General features: G+C 72.4%; 26 protein-coding genes, 1 pseudogene and 1 riboswitch. Of the genes and pseudogenes, 12 read left to right on the top strand and 15 right to left on the bottom strand.

The annotated features are described in order from the left end of the window. Positions 1 to 96: 96 nt before the first annotated feature. Entirely contained in the window at positions 97 to 525 is a 429-nt protein-coding gene (locus ACZ4XJ_RS32180; RefSeq protein ID WP_468498224.1) for a GNAT family N-acetyltransferase, read from the top strand. 98 nt (positions 526 to 623) lie between these two features. On the opposite strand, the gene groL is transcribed toward ACZ4XJ_RS32180, so the two are convergent. The 4 genes from groL to thrC form a co-directional block, all read right to left on the bottom strand. Then, positions 624 to 2,246 carry a chaperonin GroEL gene (gene groL / locus ACZ4XJ_RS32175; protein WP_281203599.1) on the bottom strand — a complete coding sequence of 541 codons (1,623 nt, stop codon included), beginning with the start codon at positions 2,244 to 2,246 and terminating at the stop codon, positions 624 to 626. 354 nt (positions 2,247 to 2,600) lie between these two features. Beyond that, positions 2,601 to 2,807: a cold-shock protein gene (locus ACZ4XJ_RS32170; protein ID WP_008743607.1), complete on the bottom strand. Its 207-nt coding sequence runs from the start codon at positions 2,805 to 2,807 to the stop codon at positions 2,601 to 2,603. A gap of 421 nt (positions 2,808 to 3,228) precedes the next feature. Further along, the gene (locus ACZ4XJ_RS32165; protein ID WP_281203600.1) at positions 3,229 to 3,504 is read right to left on the bottom strand and encodes a MoaD/ThiS family protein; all 276 of its coding nucleotides are present in this window, start codon (positions 3,502 to 3,504) and stop codon (positions 3,229 to 3,231) included. 34 nt (positions 3,505 to 3,538) lie between these two features. After that, entirely contained in the window at positions 3,539 to 4,828 is a 1,290-nt protein-coding gene (gene thrC / locus ACZ4XJ_RS32160) for a threonine synthase (protein WP_362876692.1), read from the bottom strand. Between the two features lie 17 nt (positions 4,829 to 4,845). Beyond that, positions 4,846 to 5,003, bottom strand: a riboswitch (SAM riboswitch). 185 nt (positions 5,004 to 5,188) lie between these two features. Between thrC and ACZ4XJ_RS32155 the strand changes: the two genes are divergently transcribed. Both ACZ4XJ_RS32155 and ACZ4XJ_RS32150 read left to right on the top strand, forming a co-directional pair. After that, entirely contained in the window at positions 5,189 to 6,139 is a 951-nt protein-coding gene (locus ACZ4XJ_RS32155) for a glucosyl-3-phosphoglycerate synthase (protein WP_362876691.1), read from the top strand. 62 nt (positions 6,140 to 6,201) lie between these two features. Beyond that, positions 6,202 to 7,665, top strand: coding sequence for an alpha,alpha-trehalose-phosphate synthase (UDP-forming) (locus ACZ4XJ_RS32150; RefSeq protein ID WP_468498223.1), 1,464 nt, complete (start codon positions 6,202 to 6,204; stop codon positions 7,663 to 7,665). A 49-nt stretch (positions 7,666 to 7,714) separates the two neighbouring features. Here ACZ4XJ_RS32150 and otsB read toward each other — a convergent pair whose 3' ends face one another. From otsB to ACZ4XJ_RS32135, 3 genes are all read right to left on the bottom strand, one after another. Continuing rightward, entirely contained in the window at positions 7,715 to 8,569 is an 855-nt protein-coding gene (gene otsB / locus ACZ4XJ_RS32145) for a trehalose-phosphatase (RefSeq protein ID WP_468498222.1), read from the bottom strand. 119 nt (positions 8,570 to 8,688) lie between these two features. After that, a complete protein-coding gene (locus tag ACZ4XJ_RS32140) occupies positions 8,689 to 8,949 on the bottom strand; it encodes a DUF3263 domain-containing protein (protein ID WP_468498221.1) in 261 nt (86 codons plus the stop codon). Positions 8,950 to 9,044: 95 nt separating this feature from the next. Next, entirely contained in the window at positions 9,045 to 10,349 is a 1,305-nt protein-coding gene (locus tag ACZ4XJ_RS32135; protein WP_468498220.1) for an extracellular solute-binding protein, read from the bottom strand. 212 nt (positions 10,350 to 10,561) lie between these two features. Here ACZ4XJ_RS32135 and ACZ4XJ_RS32130 point away from each other — a divergent pair, with 212 nt between their 5' ends. From ACZ4XJ_RS32130 to ACZ4XJ_RS32120, 3 genes are all read left to right on the top strand, one after another. Beyond that, positions 10,562 to 11,494 (top strand): ROK family protein, encoded by a 933-nt coding sequence (locus tag ACZ4XJ_RS32130; protein ID WP_468498235.1) that lies wholly within the window; start codon positions 10,562 to 10,564, stop codon positions 11,492 to 11,494. Beyond that, a complete protein-coding gene (gene nagA, locus ACZ4XJ_RS32125) occupies positions 11,494 to 12,645 on the top strand; it encodes an N-acetylglucosamine-6-phosphate deacetylase (RefSeq protein ID WP_362876686.1) in 1,152 nt (383 codons plus the stop codon). Before ACZ4XJ_RS32130 ends, nagA begins: the two co-directional genes overlap by 1 nt. Before the next feature lie 131 nt (positions 12,646 to 12,776). Continuing rightward, entirely contained in the window at positions 12,777 to 13,694 is a 918-nt protein-coding gene (locus tag ACZ4XJ_RS32120) for a 1-phosphofructokinase family hexose kinase (protein WP_468498219.1), read from the top strand. A gap of 87 nt (positions 13,695 to 13,781) precedes the next feature. On the opposite strand, the gene ACZ4XJ_RS32115 is transcribed toward ACZ4XJ_RS32120, so the two are convergent. Next, positions 13,782 to 14,801, bottom strand: a complete 1,020-nt coding sequence (locus ACZ4XJ_RS32115; RefSeq protein WP_362876684.1) for a CBM35 domain-containing protein — start codon at positions 14,799 to 14,801, stop codon at positions 13,782 to 13,784. A 68-nt stretch (positions 14,802 to 14,869) separates the two neighbouring features. Then, positions 14,870 to 16,582 carry a diguanylate cyclase CdgB gene (cdgB, locus tag ACZ4XJ_RS32110; RefSeq protein WP_468498218.1) on the bottom strand — a complete coding sequence of 571 codons (1,713 nt, stop codon included), beginning with the start codon at positions 16,580 to 16,582 and terminating at the stop codon, positions 14,870 to 14,872. A gap of 303 nt (positions 16,583 to 16,885) precedes the next feature. Between cdgB and ACZ4XJ_RS32105 the strand changes: the two genes are divergently transcribed. Then, a complete protein-coding gene (locus tag ACZ4XJ_RS32105) occupies positions 16,886 to 17,473 on the top strand; it encodes a flavin reductase family protein (protein WP_468498217.1) in 588 nt (195 codons plus the stop codon). 110 nt (positions 17,474 to 17,583) lie between these two features. Here ACZ4XJ_RS32105 and arfB read toward each other — a convergent pair whose 3' ends face one another. Then, positions 17,584 to 18,009, bottom strand: a complete 426-nt coding sequence (gene arfB / locus ACZ4XJ_RS32100) for an alternative ribosome rescue aminoacyl-tRNA hydrolase ArfB (protein WP_362876682.1) — start codon at positions 18,007 to 18,009, stop codon at positions 17,584 to 17,586. Between the two features lie 152 nt (positions 18,010 to 18,161). Here arfB and ACZ4XJ_RS32095 point away from each other — a divergent pair, with 152 nt between their 5' ends. Further along, the gene (locus tag ACZ4XJ_RS32095; RefSeq protein WP_281203612.1) at positions 18,162 to 18,737 is read left to right on the top strand and encodes a TerD family protein; all 576 of its coding nucleotides are present in this window, start codon (positions 18,162 to 18,164) and stop codon (positions 18,735 to 18,737) included. A 126-nt stretch (positions 18,738 to 18,863) separates the two neighbouring features. Then, entirely contained in the window at positions 18,864 to 19,409 is a 546-nt protein-coding gene (locus ACZ4XJ_RS32090; RefSeq protein WP_362876681.1) for a GNAT family N-acetyltransferase, read from the top strand. Positions 19,410 to 19,483: 74 nt separating this feature from the next. On the opposite strand, the gene ACZ4XJ_RS32085 is transcribed toward ACZ4XJ_RS32090, so the two are convergent. Together ACZ4XJ_RS32085 and ACZ4XJ_RS32080 are read right to left on the bottom strand one after the other, a co-directional pair. After that, positions 19,484 to 20,938 (bottom strand): M1 family metallopeptidase, encoded by a 1,455-nt coding sequence (locus ACZ4XJ_RS32085; RefSeq protein WP_468498216.1) that lies wholly within the window; start codon positions 20,936 to 20,938, stop codon positions 19,484 to 19,486. 143 nt (positions 20,939 to 21,081) lie between these two features. After that, entirely contained in the window at positions 21,082 to 21,642 is a 561-nt protein-coding gene (locus ACZ4XJ_RS32080) for a GlcG/HbpS family heme-binding protein (RefSeq protein WP_362876680.1), read from the bottom strand. A 536-nt stretch (positions 21,643 to 22,178) separates the two neighbouring features. Between ACZ4XJ_RS32080 and ACZ4XJ_RS32075 the strand changes: the two genes are divergently transcribed. The 3 genes from ACZ4XJ_RS32075 to ACZ4XJ_RS32065 all read left to right on the top strand — a co-directional run bounded on the left by ACZ4XJ_RS32075 (position 22,179) and on the right by ACZ4XJ_RS32065 (position 24,678). Further along, a complete protein-coding gene (locus ACZ4XJ_RS32075; RefSeq protein WP_362876749.1) occupies positions 22,179 to 23,393 on the top strand; it encodes a sensor histidine kinase in 1,215 nt (404 codons plus the stop codon). Further along, positions 23,390 to 24,013, top strand: a complete 624-nt coding sequence (locus ACZ4XJ_RS32070) for a response regulator (protein ID WP_468498215.1) — start codon at positions 23,390 to 23,392, stop codon at positions 24,011 to 24,013. Before ACZ4XJ_RS32075 ends, ACZ4XJ_RS32070 begins: the two co-directional genes overlap by 4 nt. Before the next feature lie 161 nt (positions 24,014 to 24,174). After that, positions 24,175 to 24,678, top strand: a complete 504-nt coding sequence (locus ACZ4XJ_RS32065; RefSeq protein ID WP_468498214.1) for a hypothetical protein — start codon at positions 24,175 to 24,177, stop codon at positions 24,676 to 24,678. Positions 24,679 to 24,709: 31 nt separating this feature from the next. Here ACZ4XJ_RS32065 and ACZ4XJ_RS32060 read toward each other — a convergent pair whose 3' ends face one another. The 3 genes and pseudogenes from ACZ4XJ_RS32060 to ACZ4XJ_RS32050 form a co-directional block, all read right to left on the bottom strand. Further along, on the bottom strand, positions 24,710 to 25,390 hold the full coding sequence (locus ACZ4XJ_RS32060; RefSeq protein WP_468498213.1) for a pentapeptide repeat-containing protein: 681 nt from the start codon (positions 25,388 to 25,390) through the stop codon (positions 24,710 to 24,712). A 44-nt stretch (positions 25,391 to 25,434) separates the two neighbouring features. Further along, positions 25,435 to 25,932, bottom strand: a complete 498-nt coding sequence (locus tag ACZ4XJ_RS32055; protein WP_468498212.1) for a GNAT family N-acetyltransferase — start codon at positions 25,930 to 25,932, stop codon at positions 25,435 to 25,437. A gap of 67 nt (positions 25,933 to 25,999) precedes the next feature. Further along, positions 26,000 to 26,191 (bottom strand): annotated as a pseudogene (locus tag ACZ4XJ_RS32050) (aminoglycoside phosphotransferase family protein); the annotation flags it as partial. Between the last annotated feature and the right edge of the window lie 182 nt (positions 26,192 to 26,373).

The raw sequence follows: 26,373 nt of genomic DNA, 5'->3' as shown, positions 1-26,373 counted from the left end.
CCCCCCTTCGCCTACCCGCTCGACACCACCGGCTCCTGATGTCCCGCGCTCCGGAAACCGTTCGGCGCGGGCCGCCCGGCCGCCCAGAATGGGCCCATGAACGACAACGGGGTGGACGTCACCACAGGCGGCGCGGACGCGGAGCTCGACGCGCGGCTGAGCAAGGAACTGGACGCCTTCAACCAGGCGGCGACGGCGGGGCACGCGCAGTCGGAGTTCACCGTACGGATCACCGACGCGGACGGTGAGCTGGTCGCGGGGCTCTCCGGCTGGAGCTGGGGCGACCGCGCGGGCATCGGCATGACCTGGGTCCGCGAGGACCAACGGGGCTCCGGCCGGGGCGCCGAACTGCTGTTGACGGCCGAGGAGGAGGCCCGCCGACGGGGCTGCGTGAGCATCCTGGTCTCCTCGTTCACCTTCCAGGCCCCGGCCTTCTACGCCCGCCACGGCTACCGCGAGGTCGCCCGCGTCCCCGGCTTCCCGGCGTCCCACGAGGACGTCTGGCTCCTCAAGCCCCTCACCTGACCCGGTTCCGGAACCCGCAACGCCCCCACAACGCCCGAGGGCGGCACCCCCGTGGGGTGCCGCCCTCGTTCGAGAACAGCCGATCAGCCAGGGGCCGATCAGAAGTCCATGTCACCGCCCGGCATGCCGCCGCCCGCGGGGGCACCGGCCTTCTCGGGCTTGTCGGCGATGACGGCCTCGGTGGTGAGGAACAGCGCGGCGATCGACGCGGCGTTCTGCAGCGCGGAGCGCGTGACCTTCGCCGGGTCGATGATGCCCTCGGCGATCATGTCGACGTACTCGCCGGTCGCGGCGTTCAGGCCCCAACCGATCTGCAGGTTGCGCACCTTCTCGACGACGACGCCACCCTCGAGACCACCGTTGACGGCGATCTGCTTGAGCGGGGCCTCCAGCGCGAGCTTCACGGCGTTGGCGCCGGTCGCCTCGTCACCGGTGAGCTCCAGCTTCTCGAAGACCGAGGAGGCCTGGAGCAGGGCCACGCCACCGCCGGCGACGATGCCCTCTTCGACGGCCGCCTTCGCGTTGCGAACGGCGTCCTCGATGCGGTGCTTGCGCTCCTTGAGCTCGACCTCGGTCGCGGCACCGGCCTTGATGACGGCCACGCCGCCGGCCAGCTTCGCGAGGCGCTCCTGGAGCTTCTCACGGTCGTAGTCCGAGTCGGAGTTCTCGATCTCGGCGCGGATCTGGTTGACGCGACCCTGAACCTGGTCGCTGTCACCGGCACCGTCGACGATGGTGGTCTCGTCCTTGGTGATGACGACCTTGCGGGCGCGGCCGAGCAGGTCGAGACCGGCGTTCTCCAGCTTGAGGCCGACCTCCTCGGAGATGACCGTGCCGCCCGTGAGGATGGCGATGTCACCGAGCATGGCCTTGCGGCGGTCGCCGAAGCCCGGGGCCTTGACGGCGACGGACTTGAAGGTGCCGCGGATCTTGTTGACGACCAGGGTCGACAGGGCCTCGCCCTCGACGTCCTCGGCGATGATCAGCAGCGGCTTGCCGGACTGCATGACCTTCTCCAGGAGCGGCAGCAGGTCCTTGACCGAGCCGATCTTGGAGTTGACGATCAGGATGTACGGGTCGTCGAGGGACGACTCCATGCGCTCCATGTCGGTGGCGAAGTACGCCGAGATGTAGCCCTTGTCGAAGCGCATGCCCTCGGTGAGCTCAAGCTCCAGGCCGAAGGTCTGCGACTCCTCGACCGTGATGACGCCTTCCTTGCCGACCTTGTCCATCGCCTCGGCGATGAGCTCGCCGATCTGGGTGTCGGCGGCGGAGATGGAGGCCGTCGAAGCGATCTGCTCCTTGGTCTCGACATCCTTGGCCTGCGACAGCAGGGCGGCGGAGACGGCCTCGACGGCCTTCTCGATTCCGCGCTTGAGAGCCATCGGGTTGGCGCCGGCGGCTACGTTGCGCAGACCCTCGCGCACGAGGGCCTGGGCGAGCACGGTGGCGGTGGTCGTACCGTCGCCGGCGACGTCGTCCGTCTTCTTGGCGACTTCCTTGACCAGCTCGGCGCCGATCTTCTCGTACGGGTCCTCGAGCTCGATCTCCTTGGCGATGGAGACACCATCGTTGGTGATCGTGGGGGCGCCCCACTTCTTCTCAAGGACGACGTTGCGACCCTTGGGGCCAAGGGTGACCTTGACGGCGTCGGCGAGCTGGTTCATCCCACGCTCAAGGCCGCGCCGGGCCTCCTCGTTGAACGCAATGATCTTGGCCATCTGAAGTGGTCCTCCCGGACAGGGGTGGATTGCTCCGGACCGCGCCCGCGCCCGCGACGGACGGCCTGCGGATTCGGCGGTTCCTTCCCGCCGGACCCTGCGGGCCTCACCGGCCCGGTCCTCGTCTTAGTAGCACTCTCACCTGGAGAGTGCTAACGCCAATGATTAGCACTCGACCCCCGCGAGTGCAAGCGGCTTCGAGCAATGTCCGCCCCGCGCCGGGCCCGCCGGCGGCTCGGGGGCCGGGCTCCGCAAGGGCCCCGGGGCCGACACGCACGAGGGGCCCGCATCCCCGTGTCCGGGATGTGGGCCCCTCGTGTGTGAGTGCGTCGGTGGTCGATCGCGCTTCGGGACTCAGCCGGCAGCGAGCTTGACCATGTCCGCCTGCGGGCCCTTCTGGCCCTGCGAGATTTCGAACTCGACCCGCTGACCCTCTTCAAGGGTGCGGTACCCGTCCATCTGGATGGCGCTGTAGTGGACGAACACATCCGCGCCACCGTCGACCGCGATGAAGCCGTAGCCCTTCTCCGCGTTGAACCACTTGACGGTGCCCTGAGCCATGCCTAACTCCCCTATTACTGGCCCTTGCGCAGGTCCGCGCTTCGCGAACCCGGGTCAGAACTTGCGCCGGAACGCCTCGACCGGGGCTGAATGTATCCGCACCGCTGCTGTCTGCAACAGGTCAATCCGACGAGAATTCCGGACACGCGAAAACATTGAAATAGAGTGAAAATTTGGCATATTCTCGGGCAACTCGGGCCTGACAATCCACGCCAAAGCCCCATAGCGCGCACTCATGTTGACTCAATGTCAACCCTCCCCGGCCCCGCTCATATGCGGCGGGCAAGAACAGCGGAGGGGACTTCCCCAACTCTACCGCTATCAATCAAGCAGAATTGCCCCCTCCACTTATTGGCGGAGAGGGCAATTCGGAAATCGACGGGCGGCGCCGGCCGCCCGGGGAGGGCGAGCGGGCGAACGATCAGCCGCCGGCGACGGCCGGGATGATCGAGACGCCGGCGCCGTCGGGCGTCGCCGTCTGCAGCCCGCCCTCGAAGCGCACGTCGTCGTCGTTGACGTAGACGTTCACGAAGCGGCGCAGCTTGCCCTGGTCGTCCAGGACGCGCGCGGCGATGCCCGGGTGGCTCTTCTCCAGGGAGTCGATGACCTCGGCCAGGGTCGCGCCCTCGGCCGGAACCTCGGCGACGCCGCCGGTGTAGGTGCGCAGGATGGTGGGGATGCGGACGTTGACGCTCATGGCGCTACCGCCTTTCCGGGTGTCGTGGGGAGGATCAGGCAAGGCCGGCGGCGCGGAAGGCTTCCAGGCTCGGGCGGATGGTGGCGGTCTGACCGCTGTCGGCGGCCACCGCCTCCAGGGTCTTGAGGCCGTCGCCGGTGTTCAGGATCACGGTGGTCAGCGTCGGGTCGAGCTGCCCGTTCTCGATGAGCTTCTTCGTCACGCCGACGGTGACGCCGCCCGCGGTCTCGGCGAAGATGCCCTCGGTCTGCGCGAGGATCTTGATGGCCTCGACGACCTGGGTGTCGTTGACGTCCTCGACGTATCCGCCGGTGCGCCGCGCGATGTCCAGGACGTACGGGCCGTCGGCCGGGTTGCCGATCGCGAGGGACTTGGCGATGGTGTTCGGCTTCTGCGGGCGGACCACGTCGTGACCGGCCTTGAAGGCGGTGGACACCGGGGAGCAGCCCTCGGCCTGGGCGCCGAAGATCTTGTACGGCTTGTCCTCGACGAGGCCGAGCTTGATCAGCTCCTGCAGACCCTTGTCGATCTTCGTGAGCTGGGAGCCGGACGCGATCGGGATGACGATCTGGTCGGGCAGCCGCCAGCCGAGCTGCTCGCAGATCTCGTACGCCAGGGTCTTGGAGCCCTCGCCGTAGTACGGGCGCAGGTTGACGTTGACGAAGCCCCAGCCCTCGCCCAGCGGGTCGCCGATGAGCTCGGAGCAGAAGCGGTTGACGTCGTCGTAGTTGCCCTCGATGCCGACGAGGTCGCCACCGTAGACACCGGCCATGACGACCTTGCCCTGCTCCAGGTCGTGCGGGATGAACACGCAGGAACGGAAGCCGGCGCGGGCGGCGGCGGCGCCGACGGCGCCGGCCAGGTTGCCGGTGGAGGAGCAGGACAGGGTGGTGAAGCCGAAGGCGCGGGCGGCCTCGACGGCGATGGCCACGACGCGGTCCTTGAAGGAGTGCGTCGGGTTGCCGGAGTCGTCCTTGACGTACAGCTTGCCGGTGACGCCCAGTTCCTTGGCCAGGTTGGCGGCGTCGACCAGCTTGGTGAAGCCGGGGTTCAGGTTCGGCTTGGAGGCCACGTTCGCCGGGACGGGCAGCAGCGGGGCGTAGCGCCAGATGTTGTCGGGGCCGGCCTCGATGGCGGCGCGCAGGGCCTCGGGGTCGCCGAGGGGCAGGTCGTAGGAGACTTCCAGCGGTCCGAAACACTCGACGCAGGCGAAAATGGGACCGAGCTCGAAGCGGGTTCCGCACTCGCGGCAGGAAAGGCCGGTGGCGGGTCCGAGATCAACGGACGCCTGCTCGGCAGAGGTGGCGACGGTCTGTGCAGCCATGATGGCGAGGCCCTTTCTCCTCATCTTCCCCATGGCGCACTTCGCCATGAGACGGAATTGGCACCTTCCCTAGTCGGGGACCTCGCGGGAGTGCGTCGTGGACGCCTCGCGAGAACCGACTGGAGGGTTGCCGGGGCTTCAACGGGCCGTATCCCTCTGCCCCTCTGGATGAGCGGTATGGCACCGGACGGCGCGCTCCATGGCGTGTCCGGGCGTTTGTGCGCGGGACCCCCGGCATGCGGTGGGCCATCGCGTTGTTCAAGACTGTAACCGAAGGTCCGGGTGGTTGAGACAGCCGTCCGAACCGCGAGATGGATCACTTTTCGGTCCAAACCACCGACGCAGCAGGGAGTCCCGAGAGTGCTGGAAGAGGTGGAGCGCTGGCTGGCCGCCCGCTCCTGGTCCGCCGCCGACCGACCGCTCGACCAGCTCCTCGACCGGAAACGGGCGACGGGCACGACGGTCAGCGTGGTGCTGCCCGCCCTCGACGAGGAGGCCACCGTCGGACGGATCGTCGAGGTGATCCGGCGCGATCTGATCGACGGCCCGGCCATCGCGCTGGTCGACGAACTCGTGGTGATCGACTCGGGTTCCTCGGACGGGACGGCGAAGGTCGCCGCCGCCGCCGGCGCCCGGGTCGTGCACCGTGACGAGCTCCTCCCCCGCATTCCGGCGCTGCCCGGCAAGGGCGAGGTGCTGTGGCGCTCGCTGCTGGCGACGACCGGCGAGGTCGTCTGCTTCGTCGACGCCGACCTGCGGGACTTCGACTCCGCGTTCGTGTCCGGGATCGTGGGTCCGCTGCTGACCGATCCGCAGGTGCAGTTCGTCAAGGCGATGTACGACCGCCCCCTGGGCGACGCCCCCGGTCAGGGCGGCCGGGTCACCGAGCTGGTCGCCCGGCCGCTGCTGAACCTGCACTGGCCGCAGCTGGCCGGCTTCGTGCAGCCGCTGGGCGGCGAGTACGCCGTACGCCGCTCGCTGCTGGAGCGGCTGCCGTTCCCCGTCGGGTACGGGGTCGAGCTGGGCCTGCTCGTGGACGCGTTGCACACCGTCGGACTGGACGCGCTGGCCCAGGTCGACGTGGGCGTCCGGCTGCACCGCCACCAGGACGGGCAGGCGCTCGGTCGGATGGCCGCGGCGATCTACCGCACGGCGCAGCTGCGGCTCTCGCGCGGGCACCTCGTACGGCCGGAGCTGACGCAGTTCGAGCGGGGGCCGGCCGGTTTCGTGCCGCGCACGCACCCGGTGGACACCGAGGAGCGGCCGCCGATGGCGGGCATCGAGGAGTACGCGGGCCGTCGCGTGGCGTAATCCTCCGCGGGCCCTCGGCGTACGGGCGTTTGACCGGGGGCGGGCCTGGCTAGGTTGGCCGCATGGCTTCTCAGGTACTCGTCGCCGCGAACCGCGGCCCGCTCTCGTACGCCCTCGATCAGGACGGCACCCTCAGTGCCCGGCGCGGTGGGGGCGGTCTCGTCTCCGGTCTCTCCGCGGCCCTCGCCCGGCAGCCGGAGGCCGTGTGGATCTGCGCGGCCCTGTCCGACGCCGACCGGGAGGCGGTGCGCCGGGGCGTCGCCGAGCCGGGCGTGCGGATGCTCGACATCGACCCCGCGGTGTACGACGACGCGTACAACGGCATCGCCAACTCGGTGCTCTGGTTCACCCACCACCACCTGTACGACGTCCCCCGCGAGCCGGTCTTCGACGCGGCCTTCCGGCGGCAGTGGGCCTCGTACACCGCCTACAACCGGGCGTTCGCCGAGGCGCTGGCGCAGGAGGCCGCGCCGGGCGCCCGCGTGCTGGTGCAGGACTACCACCTGGCGCTGGTCCCCGGTCAGCTGCGCGAGCTGCGACCGGACCTGCGGATCGGGCACTTCACCCACACGCCGTGGGCGTCGCCCGAGTACCTGCGCATGCTCCCCGACGACATCCGCTCGGAGCTGGTGTGGGGCATGCTCGGCGCGGACGTGGTCGGTTTCCACACCTGGGCGTGGGCCGACGGCTTCATGGCAGGCGCCCACCTGGACGACGAGCGGGGCACCGCCCGGCCGATGTCCCCGGCGGGCGTCGAGCCGTCCGGGGCGCGCTGGGTGGACAAGAGCCCGTCGGGGCCGGTGCGCCACCGGCGCACGGACGTGGCGGTTTTCGCGCTGGGCGTGGACGGGGACGACCTGCGGGCCCTGGCCCACCGGCCGGAGGTCGACGACAAGCTGGCGGCGCTGCGGACCGAGGTCGCGGGCCGCAAGGCGATCGTCCGGGTGGACCGCACCGAGCTGTCGAAGAACATCCTGCGCGGGCTGCTCGCCTACCGGGAGCTGCTCACCACGCACCCCGAGTGGCGGGGCGAGGTGGTGCACCTGGCCTCCGCGTACCCGTCCCGGCAGGACCTGGCGGCGTACCGGTCGTACACGCAGGCGGTGCGGGACCTGGCGGCGGAGATCAACACCGAGTTCGGTACCGAGGACTGGCAGCCGGTGCTGGTGTCCGTCGAGGACGACTTCGCGCGGTCGCTGGCCGCCTACCGGCTGGCGGACGTGGCGCTGGTCAACCCGGTGCGCGACGGCATGAACCTGGTGGCCAAGGAGATCCCGGTGGTGTCGGAGGCGGGCGTCGCGCTGGTCCTGTCCACGGGGGCCGGGGCGTACGAGGAGCTGCGGGAGGACGCGCTGGTGGTCAGCCCGTACGACGTGACGCGGACGGCCGAGGCCCTGCACGCGGCGCTGTCCATGCCGGCCGCGGAGCGGGCGGAGCGTACGAAGCGGCTGGCGGCGGCGGCCACGGCACTGCCCCCGGCGGCCTGGTTCACGGCCCAGCTGGACCGCTTGGAGCCCGGGGCCTGACCCGGAGCGCGCCGTACCGGGGCGGATCCCGGTACGGCGCGGGCGCCGGTCAGGCGCGCAGGGCCTCGGCGAGCGCGGCGAGGAAGGCGGTGACGGCGGCCGGTCCCGGCAGGACCAGGTCGGCGCGGGCGGCCAGCTCGGGCACCTCCGCCGAGCCGCTGCACACCAGCAGTCCGGGCAGTCCGTCGGCTCGGCGCTTCTCGACGGCGGAGAAGGCGGCGAGGTCGCCCAGGTCGTCGCCCGCGTACAGGACGGCCTCGGCGTCGCGTTCGGCGAGGAACTCCGTCAGGGCGACGCCCTTGTCCATGCCGGGCGGCCGCAGTTCCAGGACGGCCCGGCCGGGCTCGACCATCAGCCCGTGCCGCGCGGCCAGCTCGGCGAGCGGCTCCCGCAGGGCGGCGAAGGCCTGTTCGGGGTCGGCGGCGCGGCGGGTGTGGACGGCCAGCGCGCGGCCCTTCTCCTCGATCCAGGTGCCGCGCCAGGCACCGATGGAGTCGAGGAAGCCGGGCAGCTCGGCCCGTACGGCCGCGACGCCCGGGTGCTCGGCGGGCGCGTGGACGATGCCGGTGACGGCGTCCCAGCGCTCGGCGCCGTAGTGGCCGAGGACCACCATGTGTTCCAGTCCCGGGACCCCGGCGAACCCGCCGTACCGCACGGCGACCCCGGCGGGGCGGCCGGTGACGACGGCGACGGCGGCGACCTCGGGCGCGAGCGCGGCGAGCGCCGGGACGGCGTCGGCGTGGGCGCGGGCCTGGTCGGGGTCGGGAACGATGTCGGCGAGGGTGCCGTCGAAGTCGAGGGCGACGACGGCCCTGCGGGGTGCGCGGAGGAGGGCTTGGAGGCCCTCGCGTCCGGCGGCGGTGACGGGCTCGGGCATCGGCAGGTCGTGCGGGCGGCTCCCCATACCGATGACCCTACCGGCGTAATCCGCCCTCCGCCCAGACCGCCTCCGGACCGGGACCGCCGCCGACCCGAACCGTCGGGCGCGCGGCGCCGGCGGATGACCATCGGATCGCGGGCGGATCATCGTCGGGCGCGCTGGGCCTCGCGGACGCGGCGGAGCCGGTGGACGGTGCCCGGGGCGTGCTCCAGGGCGCGCGGGTCGTCCATGAGGGCGTTGAGCAGCTGGTAGTAGCGCACGGGGGTCAGCCCGAGGGCCTCGCGTATCGCCCGCTCCTTGGCGCCCGGCCCCGGCCAGCTGCGCCCCTCGTAGGCGAGTACGGCGGCCTCGGTGTCGGTCAGCCGGGTCGCCGGCCGCCGCTCCGCCTGCCCGTCGTCCGTCATACGGCCAGATTAACGGCGGCCACCGACACCTGCGGCGTGGCGAGTGTCGGTGGCGCCGCGGGTCGGTGGCCGGCGTGGTGCCCGGGGCGGCGGGGTCAGCGGTCGCCGTCGGCCTTGCTCGCGGACGTCGCGATGTCCTCCAGGACCTTCGCGGGCTGTCCGCCGGGCTGCACGACCTTGCCGATGTTCTCCTTCACGTCCTCGCTGACCCCGGCCCAGGACTTCTTGCCGACGGGGTAGAGCTTGGCGTTGGGCAGGGCCGTCAGGAAGGTCTTCAGCTGGGCGGCGGAGCCGCCGGTGCTCGCCTCCATGGCCCGGTAGCCGCTGGTGGTGACGGGCAGCAGGTCGTACTGGTTGGTGAAGGTCGTCACGTTCTTCGCCGAGTACAGGTGGTCCAGGAACTTCCCGGACTCCTTCTTGTGGCCGTTCTTGAAGGCCATGACCCAGTCGGCGACGCCCATCGTGGAGTGGTCGGTGCCGTCGACGGTCGGCATCTGCACCATGCCGAACTTCACGCCCTTGCCCGTGGCCTGCTTGAGCAGGGTGGGGTGGCCGTTGAGCATGCCGACCTCGCCCCGGTTGAAGGCGTCGAAGGCGGCCTGGCGGTCGAGCTTGCCCGGTTCGACGGAGCCGGTCAGGCCCTGGCCGACCATCTTGTCGCGGAGGAACTCGAAGGCCTTGACGTTCTCCGGGGAGTCGATCTGGTAGCCCTCCTCGTTGTCGGTGTAGCCACCGCCGCCGGAGAGCATCCACATCATCGACTCGGCCTGGGCCTCCTCGCGGCCGAGCGGCACGGCCATCGGGGTGGGGACGTTCGCGGCCTTGAGCTTCTTGGCCGCGGCCTCCAGGTCGGCCCAGCTCTTGGGCTGCCAGGGGGTCGCGCCGTCCTTGGGGATGACGCCGGCGTCGCCGAGGAGCTTGGTGTTGTAGAAGAGCAGCCGGGTGCTGGCCACGAACGGCATGCCGTACTGGACCCGCTTGACCTTGCCGGCGTCGGCGAGGGGGGCCAGGAAGTCGGCCTCGGTCTTCACCGAGAGCAGTTCGTCGACGGTGTAGAGCTTGTCCGCCTCCGCGTAGTCGGCGTAGGCGCCGATCTGCGCGATGTCGGGGGCCTTGCCCGCCTTGACCATCTCGGCGACCTTCGCGTCGACCTCCGACCAGGAGTAGACGCTGACCTCGACCCGGACGTTCGGGTTGTCCTTCTCGAAGGCCGCGGCGAGGTCCTTCCAGTAGCCCGTCGAGGAGTTCTGCGGACTGTCGCCGTAGTCGGCCGCCACGACCCGCAGGGTCACCTCGTTGTCCCCGGTGAGGCTTTCCAGGCTGCCGCAGCCGGTCAGCGTCACGGCGGTCAGGCACAGCACGGCGCCGGACGCGGCCAGGCTCAGGTAACGGCCCTTCACGGTTCTCGATCCACCCCTTGTCGTACGTACGATTCGACGTAAGGTCTACACCACTTTGGCGGCTCCCTCACACCCCCCGCGCACGCGGCGCCCGGACTGTGTCCGGACCGTAGCCGGACCAAGCTCCCGAATTTGTATGGCCACTCAACAATCCCACCCAATGGACTAGACCTTTGCCCGCCGAGCACGCGAGACTGTCACCTGTGAAACCCGTGAAACACGTCATCGCCCTCGATGTGGGCGGCACCGGGATGAAAGCCGCCCTCATCGCCGAGGACGGCACCCTGCTGCACGAGGCGCGCCGCGCCACCGGCCGCGAGCGGGGCCCCGAGGCCGTCGTCGAGACGATCCTGGACTTCGCGTCCGAGCTGCTGGTGCTGGGCCGGGAACGGTTCGGCGCCGCCGCCTCGGCCGCCGGCGTCGCCGTCCCCGGCATCGTCGACGCCGACCGGGGAATCGCCGTGTACGCGGCGAACCTGGGCTGGCGCGACGTACCGATGCGCGAGCTCCTCGGCAGACGGCTCGGCGGCATCCCGGTGGCCCTGGGCCACGACGTGCGCACGGGCGGCCTCGCCGAGGGGCGCATCGGCGCGGGCCACGGCGCCGACCGCTTCCTGTTCGTCCCCCTCGGCACCGGCATCGCCGGGGCCATCGGCATCGCCGGGGTCATCGAGGCCGGCGCACACGGCTACGCGGGCGAGATCGGTCACATCGTGGTGCGGCCCGGCGGACCCGCCTGCGGCTGCGGCCAGCACGGCTGCCTGGAGACCCTGGCCTCCGCCGCCGCCGTCAGCCGCGCCTGGGCGGCCGCGTCCGGCGACCCCGAGGCGGACGCCGCGGACTGCGCGAAGGCCGTCCAGTCCGGTGACGCGCGCGCCCGCGAGGTCTGGCTGTCCGCGATCGGCGCCCTCGCCGACGGGCTCGTCACCGCGATCACCCTGCTCGACCCGCGCACGCTGATCATCGGTGGCGGGCTGGCGGAGGCGGGAGAAACCTTGTTCACACCGCTTCGGACGGCCGTCGAGGAACGCGTGACGTTCCAGCGGCTGCCCGAGATCGTTCCGGCGGCCCTCGGGGACACCGCCGGATGCCTGGGCGCAGGGCTGCTCGCCTGGGACCTACTCGCCACGGAGGTACCTGCCTGATGTCCGGAAGCGCACACAGCACCGTTCTCTCCGGCGCCAGGGTGGTGCTGCCGACCGGCACCGTGGCGGGCGGCCGGGTCATCGTCTCCGGAGACCGCATCGCGGGCAGCGCCGACGAGGGCGCGCGGCACGTCGACCTGTCCGGGCACTGGCTCGTCCCCGGCTTCGTGGACATGCACAACCACGGCGGCGGCGGCGCCTCCTTCACCTCCGGGACCGCCGAGGACGTCCTCAAGGGCGTCCGCACCCACCGCGAGCACGGCACGACGACCCTCGTCGCGTCCACGGTCACCGGCGACCTCACCGAACTGGCCCGGCGCGCCGGACTGCTGGCCGAGCTCACCCAGCAGGGCGAGATCGCGGGCATCCACTTCGAGGGGCCGTTCATCAACCCCTGCCGCAAGGGCGCGCACAAGGAGGAACTCCTGCGCGACCCCGACCCGGCCGAGGTCCGCAAGCTGATCGACGCCGCGCACGGCGCGGCCCGCATGTTCACCCTGGCGACCGAGCTGCCGGGCGGGCTGGACTCCGTACGGCTGCTGGCCGAGCACGGGGTCATCGCCGCGATCGGCCACACGGACTCCACGTACGACCAGACCCGGCAGGCGATCGACGCGGGCGCCACCGTAGCCACCCACCTGTACAACGCGATGCCGGGGCTGGAGCACCGCGCCCCGGGCCCCATCGCGGCGCTGCTGGAGGACGAGCGGGTCACCGTCGAGTTGATCAACGACGGGACCCACCTGCACCCGGCGATGCTGGAGCTGGCCTTCCACCACGCGGGCGCCCACCGCGTCGCGCTGATCACCGACGCCATGGACGCGGCCGGCTTCGGCGACGGCACCTACCACCTCGGTCCGCTGGAGGTCGAGGTCAAGGACGGTGTCGCCCGGCTCGTGGAGGGCGGCTCCATCGCCGGCTCCACCCTCACCCTGGACACCGCGTTCAAGCGGTCGGTGACGTTGGACCGGCTCCCAGTCGAATCCGTCGTCCAGGCGATCTCCGCCAACCCGGCCAAGCTGCTCGGCCTGTACGACCGGGTCGGCTCGCTGGACCCGGGCAAGTACGCCGACCTCGTCGTCCTGGACGCCGAGTTCGACGTCAAGGGCGTCATGCGGCGCGGCGAATGGATCGTCAACCCGCTCGGCTGAACGGGGCGTTGCGGGCGGGGGGCTGCCGCGCCCCGTTCGGGTGGGGGCGGTGCGGGCCCGGAGCCCGGGGGACTGGGCCGACCGGCCTCCGTTTGGCATGATCCCGGCACACACCGAAACCGGGACCGGTCATGATCCTCACCGTGACGCTCAACACCGCGCTCGACATCACCCACCGGGTGCCGAGGCTGCGTCCGCACGCCTCCCACCGGGTCACCGCCGTCGCCGAACGCCCCGGCGGCAAGGGCCTGAACGTGGCCCGGGTGCTCGCCGCCCTCGGCCACGAGGTCACGGCGACGGGCTTCGCGGGCGGCCCGACCGGCGAGGTCGTCCGCACGCTGCTGGCCGCCTCGCCCGGGGTGGTCGACGCCCTGCTCCCCTGCGCGGGCACCACCCGCCGCACCCTGGCCGTCGTCGACGAGGCCACCGGCGACACCACGCAGTTCAACGAACCCGGACCGCAGATCACCGCCGTCGAGTGGGCGGCGTTCCAGGCGCACTACGCCGAACTCGTCGCCGGGGCGCGGGCGGTGGCCCTGTGCGGCAGCCTGCCGCCGGGCGTGCCGGTGGGCGCGTACGCCGCCCTCGTACGGGCGGCCCGCGCGGCCGGCGTCCCCGTACTCCTGGACACCAGCGGTGAGGCGCTGCGCCGGGGGGTCGCCGCCCGGCCGGAGATGATCAAGCCGAACGCCGCCGAGCTCGCCGAGCTGACGGGCTCCCACGACGCGCTCCCCGCCACCCGCGACGCCCGCCGCCGGGGCGCCCACGCGGTGGTCACCTCGCTCGGCCCGGCGGGCCTCCTCGCCGCCACCGCGCACGGCACATGGCGGGCCGCCCCGCCCCGCGCCCTGAGCGGCAACCCGACCGGCGCGGGCGACTCCGCGGTGGCCGGCCTGCTGTCCGCCCTCACCGAGGGCCTCGACTGGCCGGCCCGCCTCACCCGCGCGGTGGCCCTCTCGGCCGCCACGGTCCACGCCCGGACGGCGGGCGAGTTCGACCCGGCGTCGTACGCGTCCCTCACCGGATCCGTCACCGTGACCGCCGTCTAGCGCTGTGGCCGGGACGACTCGACCCCCGCACCGCGGACGGGTGTGGGGGTCGGTGCGGGGCAGGGCCGGCGGCGGGGCCGGGTCGGATCAGCCCTGTTCGAGCCAGAGCTGGTCGATGTTGATCTCGCAGAGGTTTCCCTGCTCGCAGGAGACCTTGATCGTGTTGGTGCCCTTCTTCAGCTGCACCAGCGAGTACGTGTGCGTCCAGCCCTTGTCCCACTCGCCCGGCTTGGCGAGGGAGTAGTTCTTCATGTTGATCGGACGGGACTGGGCGTCGCCGTTCACGGTCAGCGTGCTGTTCGCGTCCTTGCCGGGCACCCCGTAGGTGATCTTCACCTTGTACTGGCCGTTCTTGGGCACGTCCAGGGTCCAGGTGACGGCCGCGCCGACCTGGTTGAAGTTGCCGACGTACTGGCCGTCCGCGCTCTTCGCCCCCGGCACCGCCTTCATCAGGGTCGCACCGCCCGTCAGGGCCATGCCCGACCCCGAGGCGTCCGCCTTCGGCAGCGGGGTCGGCGACGGCGCCGGGGAGCCGCTCGGCTTCGGGGCGTCGGAGTTGTTCGGCGGGGCCGCCGACTGGGCCGGGCCCGGGTCCGCCTGGTTCTTCTTGTCGTCGTCCTTGCCGAAGGCCAGCGCCGCGCCGATGCCGATGGCCACCGCCGCGACGACCGCGACCGCCGCGATGAGCAGGCCCTTGCGGCTGGAGCCGCCGCCGTTGCCGCGGCCGGCGCCGCCGCCCTGCGGCTGGATCGTCCGGGTCCGGTCCTGCGGTGACGGCTGCTGCGGAACGCCGTAACCGCCGGCCTGCAGCGCCTCCGGCGCCTGGTACTGGGCCTGGTAGGGCTGCTGCTGGGCGGGCACGGGGCCGCGCTGGCCGCCGTACGTCCGCTCACCGACCGTGCGCACCTGGTTGTACGAGGTACGGGGGACGCCGGGCTGCACGCCGGGCTGACCGCCGACCGCGGGACCGGGGTAGCCGTACCCACCACCCGAACCGGGCGGGGTGGCTCCGGCGGCCTGGCCGTCCGCGTAGAGGTAGCCGAACGGATCGTCGTCCTCGGGCTGGTTCGCCCCACCGTGCGGGCCGTTGTTCGCGGGCGTCGTCATCGCAGGTCACTCCTTTCGACCCACGGGAGCCTACCCCGAACACGTGCGCCCAGGAGCGGCCGATCCACTCAGCCGGCCCTGCGGTGGGCCTTGGAACGGGACCGCTTCTCGATGTACATCCGCTGGTCGGCGGAGCGCAACACCTCGTCCGCGGACATCCCGCAGCCGGCCCAGCCGATCCCGAAACTCGCTCCCACGCGCACCGCCCGCCCGTCCACCCGGATCGGCGGGATGATCGCGTTGCGCAGTCGAACGGCGAGGTCGGCGGCGTCGGCGGCGCCCAGTCCGTCCGCGAGGACGACGAATTCGTCACCACCGAGCCGGGCCACCGTGTCCCCGTCCCGGACCCCGGTCGTCAGCCTCCGCGCCACCTCGATCAGGACGGCGTCCCCGGTGTGGTGCCCGAAGCGGTCGTTGATCGACTTGAAGCCGTCGAGGTCGCAGAAGAGCACCGCGAGCCCCTTCGTCCCGTCGTCGACGTCCGTGGCGGGGGCGACGGTGTGCACGTGGTGGTCGTACGGGCCCTCCGGGCGCCCACCCGTCGCGCCGGGGAAGTCCGGGAACTCGGGGTAGTCGACGGGGCCGGCCCCGGGGTAGCCGTGGGGGGCCTCCGGCTGAAAGCCGTGCTCGACGGCACCACCCGCCCCGGGCCTCGACTCGTAGGCCGCGTCGAGCGCCTCCACGGCCGTGGCCAGCACCGACTGCGGCCGCCGGCACAGCCGGGCGCCGAGCCGCGAGCGCAGCTCGGCGCTGTTGGGCAGGCCGGTCAGGGAGTCGTGGCTGGCCCGGTGCGCGAGCTGGAGCTCGTGCCGCTTGCGCTCCTCGATGTCCTCGACGTGGGTGAGGAGGAAGCGGGGCCCGTCGGCGGCGTCCGCGACGACGGAGTTGCGCAGCGAGACCCAGACGTACGTGCCGTCGCGCCGGCCGAGGCGCAGCTCCGCGCGGCCGCCCTCGGCCGAGGTGCGCAGCAGGGTCCCGATGTCCTCGGGGTGGACGAGGTCGGAGAAGGAGTAGCGGCGCAGGACGGAGGCGGGCCGACCGAGCAGGCGACAGAGCGCGTCGTTGGTGCGGAGCAGCCGGCCGTGCTGGTCGCCGCCCATTTCGGCGATGGCCATGCCGCTGGGCGCGTACTCGAAGGCCTGGCGGAAGGATTCCTCACTGGCGCGCAGGGCCTGCTGTTCCCGTTCGAGCCGGACGAGGGCCCGCTGCATGTTCGCTCGGAGCCTCGCGTTGCTGATCGCGATGGCCGCTTGGAAGGCGTACATCTGGAGCGCTTCGCGGCCCCACGCGCCGGGTCGGCGCCCGTTGCGGGGTCTGTCCACCGAGATGACGCCGAGCAGTTCCCCGCCGGTCGCGTACATGGGGGCGTAGAGCCGGTCCTCGGGATGCCATTCGTCCTCGAACCGCGGGTCGGGGCCGTCGGTGTGCCACTGGGGGACGTCGTCCTCCAGCAGGACCCAGCCCTCGGTGTGCGGGATGAAGCGCAGGCCGTCCCAGTCCTCGCCCATGGTCAGGCGCCGGTCCCAGGACGGGCGGGAGCCGACGCGACCGGTGATCAGGGCTTCCGCGGCGGGGTCCCCGGCGAAGGCGGCGACGACCAGGTCCCCGTCAGGTCGAACGAGGTTGACACAGGCGAGCTCGTAGCCGAGGCCGACGACGATGCCGTCCACGACGGTCTGCAGGGTGTCCGCCAGGCTCCGGGCCGTATTGAGCTCGGCCACCACCTGGTGCAGCTGCCGCAGGGTCGCAAGACGGACGTACGGCTCCGACTCGGTCTCCATTGCTCGCTCTCCCCGAGACCTCGACAGCAACTCCAGGTTTGTCATCGGCGTTTCGTTGCGGTGTCCCGTCCACTGAATCACAGTGAGCTGTGCGGCAGGTACACAGGGTCAACAAATCTTGCTCTCTGTGACTCAAGTCACATGAGATGAACAACAGACCGGGAGACAGCCCCTGTTGGGTGGGAGCGCTCCCCGCCCTTCCCCGGAGCAAACGATACGTCGGGGCCTAGGCCCCGGGGCGGGGACGCGGCTCGGACCAGCGCCCGATGTGCGCCGTACGGTCGCCGCACTAGCGTTCCCCACGTGCCGAAGACGAGCCCGAGCCCGACCCCCGTACCCCTGACCGCGCCGGAAGGCGGCACCCCCCATCCTGAGGGGGTGAGCAACGACGAGTTCCGGGCGGCCATGTCCCGGCTGGCGGCGGGCGTGTGCCTGATCACCGCACACGAACCGGCCCTGACCGCCGACGGACCGCGCGGGGAGGACGTCGGCATGACGGCCACGGCCTTCATGTCGGTGTCCCTGGACCCGCCGCTGGTCCTGGTGAGCCTGCGCGAAGGCTCCAGGATGGACGACCTGCTGGCGGAGCAGCCGCTGTGGGCGGTGTCCGTCCTCGCCGACTCCCAGCTCCGGATCGCGAGCCGGTTCGCCATGAAGGGCCGGATCAGCGACCGGCTGCTGTTCGAGGGCGTGCCGTGGGAGCGGGGCGCCGTCTCCGGATCGCCGTTGCTGACGGGCGCGCTCGCCACGCTGGAGTGCCGTACGGAGTCCCGGGTCGAGGCGGGCGACCACACCCTGGTCATCGGCCGCGTCCTGACCGCCGCCCTGCCGGCGCCGGACGCACCGCCCCTGACGTACTTCCGGGGCCGCTACCGGCACCTCGCGCCGTAGCGGGCGTGAGGGCACGCGCGTCCGGAAGGGCTCGCGCGTCCGAAGGGGTCGCGCGTCCGAAAGGGCTCACGCGTCCGAAGGGGCACGCGCGTCCGAAGGGGCTCGCGCTCCTACCAGTCGCGGCCGGTGCGGCCGCGCTTCGTCTCGCCGCGGGCCTTCTTCTCCCGCAGGCGCCGCTCGTTGATGCCGCGCGGGATCCTCGTCGCCCGGCGGGCCTTCGGCGGCGGGGCCGTGGCCTCCGCCAGCAGCGCGGCCAGCCGGACCAGCGCCATCTCCCGGTTGCGCAGCTGGGAGCGGTGCTCGGAGGCCCGTACGGTCACCACGCCGTCGACGAGGCGGGACGCGAGCCGCTCCAGCGCCCGTTCCTTCCACACGTCCGGCAGGGCCTTGGTGGCGGCCACGTCGAACAACAGCTCCACCCGGGAGTCCGAGGTGTTCACGTGCTGCCCGCCCGGCCCGGAGGAACGCGAGAACCGCCAGGCGAGCTCCGACTCGGGGAGCACGACAGAACCGCGGATGACATAGGGACCAGGCATGCCCCCCATGATCCGTGCCCGCGGCCGGTCCGTCACTCATATTTCACGGAGGAAGACGCGCGGGAACCCCGCGGGTACCCGGGCGCGTTAGAGGAGTCAGCGGTACTTTGACCGCCTGTACGTGCGTGCTGGATGAGGAAAGGGACAATCCCATGGCTGTCAGCCTGTCCAAGGGCGGCAACGTCTCGCTCTCGAAGGAGGCCCCCGGCCTCGCTGCCGTCACGGTCGGCCTCGGCTGGGACACCCGCACCACCACCGGTGTGGACTTCGACCTCGATGCCTCGGCCATCGCGGTGAACGCGACGGGCAAGGTCGTCTCCGACGGTCACTTCGTCTTCTTCAACAACAAGTCCACCCCGGACCAGACCATCGTCCACACCGGCGACAACCGCACCGGCGAGGGCGCGGGCGACGACGAGGCCATCAACGTCAACCTCGCGGGCCTCCCCGCCGACGTCGACAAGATCGTCTTCCCGGTGTCCATCTACGACGCCGAGTCCCGCAGCCAGAACTTCGGCCAGGTCCGCAACGCGTACATCCGCGTCGTGAACCAGGCCGGCGGCACCGAGATCGCGCGCTACGACCTCTCCGAGGACGCGGCCACCGAGACCGCCATGGTCTTCGGCGAGCTCTACCGCAGCGGCGCCGAGTGGAAGTTCCGCGCGGTGGGCCAGGGCTACGCCTCGGGCCTCACCGGCATCGCCCAGGACTTCGGCGTCAACGTCTGACGGTCGGCGTCCGCCGATCCGGAGTCCGTTCGCAGGTCGTGATCCGACTCCGGTCCACGGCATAGCCGCTGGTGAAGCTCCCGCCCCGTCGTACGGCGGGGCGGGAGCTTCGCTACCGTTCCCCAAGTGATCCTCCAACCGCTCGTCCCCGTGGACGGCGCCCTGCCCGGGCCGGTCCTCACCGAAATCGCCACGCTCTACGCGACGAACCACGCGTTCTTCGAAATCAGCGGCGACTTTCCCGATCCCGCCCGCATCACCGTCGAACAGGTCGCGGCCTCCCTCGCCGACGAACTCGCCCACGACGGCGCCGAAGTGCTGCTGGCCCGCTCCGCCGGCCGCCTCGTCGGCCTGGCCGTGACCCTCGACCGGCACCCCGATCCGGCGTCCGAGGACCCGGACCCGTGGATCGGCCTGCTGCTCATCGACTCCACCGCGCACCGCGAGGGCTACGGCCGCTCCGTCGCCGGCGCCGTCGAGGACCGCTTCCGTGCCGCGGGACGGACCGGCGTACGACTCGCCGTACTCGAAGCCAACGCCAACGCGCTCGCCTTCTGGCAGGCCCAGGGCTACACGGCCCTGCGCCAGGCCAAGGACCGCGAACTGGGCCGTCCCTGCACGGTGATGCGCAAGGCGCTGACACCGGAGGCGGGGGTGGACGCGGGGGCGTGACCGGGCGGGTGACCGGGCGGGTGACCGGGGCGTGAACCGGGGCTGACAGGGGCGCGCCCCGGGTGCCCCGCGTGTCACGGGGCCTTCGGGCGGTCCTCCCCGTACAGCCACACGTCCCAGACCTTCTTCAGGTCGTGGCCCGTGTGCCGCTGCGCGTACGCCGTGAAGTCCGCGGTGCTCGCGTTCCCGTGCCGGTGGTCGGTGGCCCAACCGCGCAGCAGGGCGAAGAACTTCTCGTCGCCGACCTCCTGCCGGATCCGGTGCAGCACCATCGCGCCCCGCACGTACACCGGGTCACCCGAGATGTGCTCCGGTCCGGGCGGGGCCGCCGGCGGGAAGGCGTCCCACTCCGAGTCGGCGGCCTGGTCCACGGTCGTGTCACCGTCGACGATGGCCTCGAAGCGGCGCTGCGCCGTCGGACCGTCGTGCTCCTCGGCCCACAGCCACTCGGCGTACGTGGCGAAGCCCTCGTTCAGCCACATGTCCTTCCAGGACTTCGGCGACACCGAGTTGCCGAACCACTGGTGGGCCAGTTCGTGGAGGATGAGGTTCTCGTCGGGGGCGCCGGGATAGACGGGCTTGGTCTGCGTCTCCAGCGCGTACCCGAGGGTCCCGCCCGGCAGCACGATCGTGCCGACCGTGTCGAAGGGGTACGGGCCGAACTTGGCGCTGCCCCACTCCACGATCTCCGGCAGCCGCTCCAGCGCGGGCGCGCTCTTCGCCGATTCGGCGGGCGTCACCGCGTTGTAGAGGGGGATGCCGGAAGGGGTCCGGCCGGTCGTCACGTCGAACTTCCCGATGGCGGCGGTCGCCAGATAGCTCGCCATCGGCTCGGCGCTGTGCCAGGCGAACTCCGTCCGCCCGTCGGCGACGTCCGTACGCGATCGCAACGCCCCGTTGGAGACCGCCTCGTACCCCTTGGGGACGGTCAACTTGATGTCGTACGTCGCCTTGTCGGAGGGGTGGTGGTTCCCCGGGAACCAGCCCATCGACCCGACGGGCTCCCCGACGCCGACCGCTCCGTCGGCCGTGGCGATCCAGCCCTCCTCGGAGCCGTCGGGGTCGACCACGGGCTTGGGCCGGCCGGAGTAGTCGATCTCCGTACGGAAGACCTCGCCCTTCTTGAGGTCCTTCGCGGGCCGCACCGTCAGCTCGGTGCCGCTCCGGTTGTGGCGGGCGCCGGCGCCCTGCACCTCCACGCCCTCGACCTTGAGGCCGCTGAGGTCGAGGTTGAAGGAGCTGAGCCCCTGCTCGGCGCGGGCGGTGATGACGGCCGTGCCGTGCAGTCGCCCGTCGGCGGGGTCGTAGGCGAGGTCCAGGTCGTAGTGGTCGACCTGGTAGCCGCCGTTGCCGGCGCGCGGGAAGTACGGATCGCGGACCCCGGACGCGCCGGGCCGCCCCTGCACCGTGGAGCCCGTACACCCCGTGGCCAGGACGGCGACGGAGAGGACGGCCGAGACGGTGGGGGCGGCGAGGCGGGTGAGCCTGGTGGTGCGCCTGGTGCGCCGGATGATCCGGGGATGTTCCACGGAGTCGATCCTAAGCGGGGGCGCGGGGCCCGACCCGGAGCGGTGGAGTGCTTGCGGGGCGCCGGCCGGTTGCGGGGCGCCGGCCGGTGCGGGGCTCGGGCGGGTTGCGGGGCTCGGGCCTCGGGCTGCCCGCGGGCCCTGGACTACTTGCCGAGGGCGTCGACACCCGCCTTGGCGAACTTCTCGTCCAGGTCGCCGCTCGGGGCGCCGGCCACACCGATGCCGGCGACGGGGGCGCCCTTGAACTGGACCGGGGTGCCGCCGCCGAGGAACAGGGTGCCCGGGATGTCCTTCAGGTTCGGGGTCTGCGCGAGGCGGCCCGCGAGGACGGAGGTCGGGGCGTTCCAGGACACGGCGGTGTAGGCCTTGCGCTGCGCCGACTCGTAGGACTGCGGGCCCGCGCCGTCGCCGCGCAGGGTGACGATGGTGTTGCCGTTGCGGTCGACCACGGCGACCGTCACCTTCTGGTTCTCCTTCGCGGCGGCCTGCAGCGCGGCCTGGGCGGCGCGGGACGCGGCGTCGACGGTGAGGTGCGTCGAGGTGGTGAAGTTCTTGTCGTCGTCCTTCTTCGCGGCCGGCGCGGCGGCCTCCGCTGCGGCGGGGGCGGACGCGGGGGTGGCGCTCGCGCTGACGGCACCGAACGTCCCGGCGCCGAGGGCGAGGGCGAGGGCGGTACCGGTGAGGACGCGGGTGCGGGTGTTCATCTCTGCTCCTGGTGGTGGGAGGGGCGGTCGCCGACTGGCTCGTTCACCGCTGCTCCAAGCCTCGGCCCGCAACCACCCCGCCCCCGTCGCCGTACCGGCTCCCAACGACCACCGCACCGGCTGACCCAGGGGTCAACCGATCGGCCGATGCGCGGCCCGGCCGGCACGGGTTCTCCTGATCGGTACGCACGGATCGGTACGGAGCAGCGCGCACGCGCCGGCCGGCACGGAACGGCGCGCACGCGCGAGTCGAGACGGAACGGCACGCACGCGAGCCGGAACGGAACGGCGCGCACCCGAGCCGGTACCCCGCTGGGGCGCCGGCGGGCCGGCCGTCACCCCGCCCACCCGGGGCAGAGCAGGACCGATCCCCCCTCGCCCCCGCCCGGCCAGGGCAGGGGCGCCCACCCGTCCCCCGCCCGGCCAGGGCAGGGGCAAGATGGATACCACCCTCAGCCCCAGGAGCCCCCGCCGTGAGCCACATCCCGCGGCCGCACCCCTCGACCGACCCCGACACCCGCACCCTGGCCACCGTCATGCACGCGGCGTTCTTCCTGCTCCTCGGCGCGTCGGTGGCCCGCTTCCTCCTGCGTCACCCCGGCGAGCCCCGCACCCCCTGGGTCCTCGCCCTGAGCATCGCGCTGGCGCTGCTGTACGTCCTCGGCCCCGTCGTCGGAGCCACCACGGCCGCCCCCGCCCACCGCGGCACCACCCGTACCGGCCCCGGCAGCGGGACAGCTACCGCTGCCCGCCCGCCCGGTCGGGGCCGGCGGGCCACCGGTCCGACCCTGCGCCGGCGGGCGTGGCTCGGGTTGGTGGTCGCCACCTGGGTGGTGCTCGTCGTCCTCGCGCCGAGCTTCGCCTGGTGCGCCGTACCGCTCTTCTTCACCGCCCTGCGCACCCTCCCCCCGCGTGCCGCGATCGTCCTGGTCGCCCTGCTCACGGTGTTCGTCGTCGCCGCCCAGGTGCGGCTGTCCACCGCCTTCGACCCGAACCTGTTCCTCGCGCCGCCCGCCGTCGCCGCCCTCGCCACCGCCGTCTTCGTCCACATGGAGCGTCAGACGCAGGCCCAGCGCGCGCTCATCGACGACCTGATCCGGACCCGCCGCGAGCTCGCCGCCACCGAACGCCGCGAGGGCACCCTCGCCGAGCGGCAGCGGCTGTCCATGGAGATCCACGACACCCTGGCGCAGCACCTGTCCAGCCAGCAGATGCTGCTCCAGGCGGCCGACCGCACCTGGGAGAGCGACCCGGGCACCGCCCGCGCGCACGTCCGTACCGCCACCGGCATCGCCGCGCGCGGCCTGGCCGAGGCGCGGCGCCTCGTGCACGACCTCGCCCCGGCCGAGCTGGCGAACGGCGCCGGCCTCGCCGACGCCCTGCGCGCGCTGGACGCCGGCCCGGACATCACCGTCCGCTTCCACCTGGAGGGCACCTCGGCCCCGCTCCCGGACCGCGCCGAGTCGGCGCTGCTGCGCATCGCGCAGGGCGCCCTGTCCAACATCCGCGAGCACTCGGGTGCGCGTACGGCCGCCCTCACCCTGAGCTTCCTCGGCGACCAGGTCGTCCTGGACATCGCCGACGACGGCGACGGCTTCACGCAACCCCGCAGCGCCGGCCCCGACCGGGGCCACGGCCTCCCGGCGATCCGCGCCCGCGTGCGCCAGCTCGGCGGAACCCTCACCATCGAATCGACCCCGGGCGAGGGCACCGTCCTCTCGGCCTCGATCCCCCTGGAGCCCACAGGATGACGACGATCCTCCTCTGCGACGACCACGTCGTGGTCCGCGCCGGCCTCCTCGCCCTGCTGGGCAGCGAGCCGGACATCGAGGTGCTCGGCGAAGCCGGCAGCGGGGAGGAGGCGGTGGCGCTGGCCGCGAAACTCCGCCCGGACGTCGTCCTGATGGACCTGCAACTGGGCGAGGGCATCGACGGCGTCGAAGCCACGCGCCGCATCACGGCCCTGCCCGACCCCCCGTACGTCCTGGTCCTCACCACGTACGACACGGACGCCGACATCACCCGCGCCATCGGCGCCGGTGCCACCTGCTACCTCCTGAAGGCGGAACGGCCCGAGGAACTCTTCGCCGCCATCCACTCGGCGGCGGCGGGCCGTACGACGCTCTCCGCGCCCGTGGCGAGCCGGGTCATGGCCCACATGCGCGGCTCCCGCCCCACCCTCACGGACCGGGAACTGGACATCCTGGGCCAACTGGCGCGCGGCCTCGGCAACCGCGACATCGCCCGCGCGCTGTTCATCAGCGAGGCCACCGTCAAGACCCACCTGGGCCGCATCTACGACAAACTCGGCGTCGACACCCGCGCGGGCGCCGTAGCGGTGGCAAAGGAACAACGCCTCCTGCCGTCGTGAGGGGGGTTGGGGTGTTGTCGGGGCGGGGGCGGGTCGGTTTTGGGGGCGGGGTCGGGGGCGGCGGAACCACCCCGCCCAGCAGCGCCCACCCCACCCCCGACCCCACCCCACCACCCCCACCCGCGCGTCAGGGGAGTCGGAGCCGTGACACCATCGGGTACGTGCTCGACATCGGCTACTCCCTCTCCCGGCGCTTCCCGGACCCCCCGCAGACCGACTACCGGTCGGCGGACATCCGTACCCTGCGCCACGACCTCTTCTGCGGTGACGTCTACCTCGCCGACACCGACAAGGACCGGGAAGTATCCACAGCCTGGGGATGGGTTCCCGTCCTGGACTTCGCCTGGGCGCTCTGCGACATCGTCGAGAAGCTCGACGAGGACCCGCGCGGCAGCCGCTCCGCCCACCGTCAGTACGCCGAGCTCGACTTCACCGAGTCGGCGGACCGGATGCTCTTCGAGCGCCGCTTCGGCTGGGTCGACATCGAGGCCGACTGGATGCCGGCCGAAGAGGACCCGATCACCTTCAGCCACCGCCTGCTGCGTCGCGAGGCCCGCGATTTCCTGCACGACCTGATCGCCGACCTCGTCGACATGCACGACGGACTCGCCGACAACCCGGTCATCTGGACCCTCCAGGCCCGCTTCCCCCGCGTCCCGGCCTGACCGGCCCGTACGCCGACCCGTACGCAGCCCCCTACCCCACCACCCGCAGCCCCAGCTGCGCCGCCAGGGCCGGGGCGAGGTCGAACAGTTGCGCCGGGCTGATCACCGCTCCGGCCAGCGCCTCCACCCCGCGCGCGATCCCCAGTTCGGCGGCGTCCCGCAGGTCGACGTCCTTCATCCGGGCCGCGCTGAAGTCGGCCCCGCGCAGCGTGCAGTCACGGAAGCCGACCCGTTCCAGCACCGCGCCCCCGAAGTCCGGCTCGACGAGCACGCAGCCCTCGAACACCACGTCCTTGAGCCGTGCCTTCCGCAGGTTCAGGTAGTCGATCTTCCCGCCCCGTACGAGGACCCGCTCCAGCACCGCCCCGTGCAGCTGCACCCCGCCCAGCCGGGCGTCCAGCAGCTCCACGTCCCGCAACGCAGCCTCCGACAGGTCGGTGCCCACGCCCCGGACGCCGTCCAGCACCGTGTCCATGAACCGCGCCTTCGCCAGCCCGGCCTCGTCCAGCGCGCACCGTCGCAGCGCGCAGTCCATGAACCGCGCGCCGGAGCCTTCCTGGCCCGCCAGGTCGAGGTCGGCGAACTCCAGACCGTCGTAGTCGCCGTCCGGCTCCAGCGGGCCGCCGTCCCACGCCGTCAGCTCGGGCAACCTCACCTCCGGCCGCCGCGCCGCCTTGACCGTCCCGTGCTGCTGCCCACCACTGCGTGCCATCCCCTCATCCTGACCCACCCCACCGACATCCGACCGCCGCCGCGTCACCCGCCCCGGCGGACCCCCGCCCCCGAAGCCCCCAGCGCCGTGAGCGCGTCCTCCGTCAGTCGGTGGACCGACCACTCGTCCTGCGGGCGCGCGCCCAGGGACTCGTAGAACGCGATCGTCGGCGCGTTCCACTTCAGGACCGACCACTCCAGGCGCGCGTACCCGCGCTCCACGCACGTGCGCGCCAGTTCCGCGAGCAGGGCCTTGCCGTGGCCGCCGCCGCGCGCGGAGGGGCGTACGTACAGGTCTTCCAGGTAGATGCCGTGGACCCCGCGCCACGTCGAGAAGCAGAGGAACCACACCGCGAAGCCGACGGGTTCCCCGTCCTCCGCTTCCGCGATGTGCGCGAAGGCCGCCGGCCGTGCCCCGAAGAGGGCCTCACGCAGTTGCTCCTCGGACGCGCGTGCCTCGTGCGGGACCTTCTCGTACGCGGCGAGCTCACGGATCATGGCGTGGATGACGGGGACATCGGCGATTTCGGCGTCACGGATCATGCGGTCACCCTAGGTCGCCCGCCTCGGCGTCGATCCGGGCAGGCCCGTCGGTCGGGGGGCAACCGGTGTCACCCGGTTCGCCCGCCACCTCGGCGACCGCCGCCGCGCAGCCCAGCGGCGGCCGCCGGTCCCGCGGCTCGGCCAACAGGGCCGCCGCCCGGGGCGCCTCGTCCAGCATCCGCGCCGCGACCGCGTCCAGGCCGCGCAGTCCGGCGGGGGCGGGTACGGACGTCAGCCGACCCGGGAGTTCCCCGATGGCCCGCACCCGCCCCGACCCCAGGCCCGGCCCGCGCGGCGCCTCAGCCGCCGATGCCCGCCGCCGCCAACGTGCGCGCGAAGGCCGCCGCGTCGAACATCGAGCCGTCCTTCGCGCCGATCGACTTCCCGTCGACCAGCACCGCCGGGGTCCCCCGCACGCCCGTCGCCTCGCACGCCCCGTAC

The sequence above is a fragment of the Streptomyces sp. NPDC029836 genome (assembly GCF_055574495.1).
The sequence above is the reverse complement of the archived record's forward strand: the minus strand, read 5'-3'. Positions and strand labels throughout refer to the sequence as shown.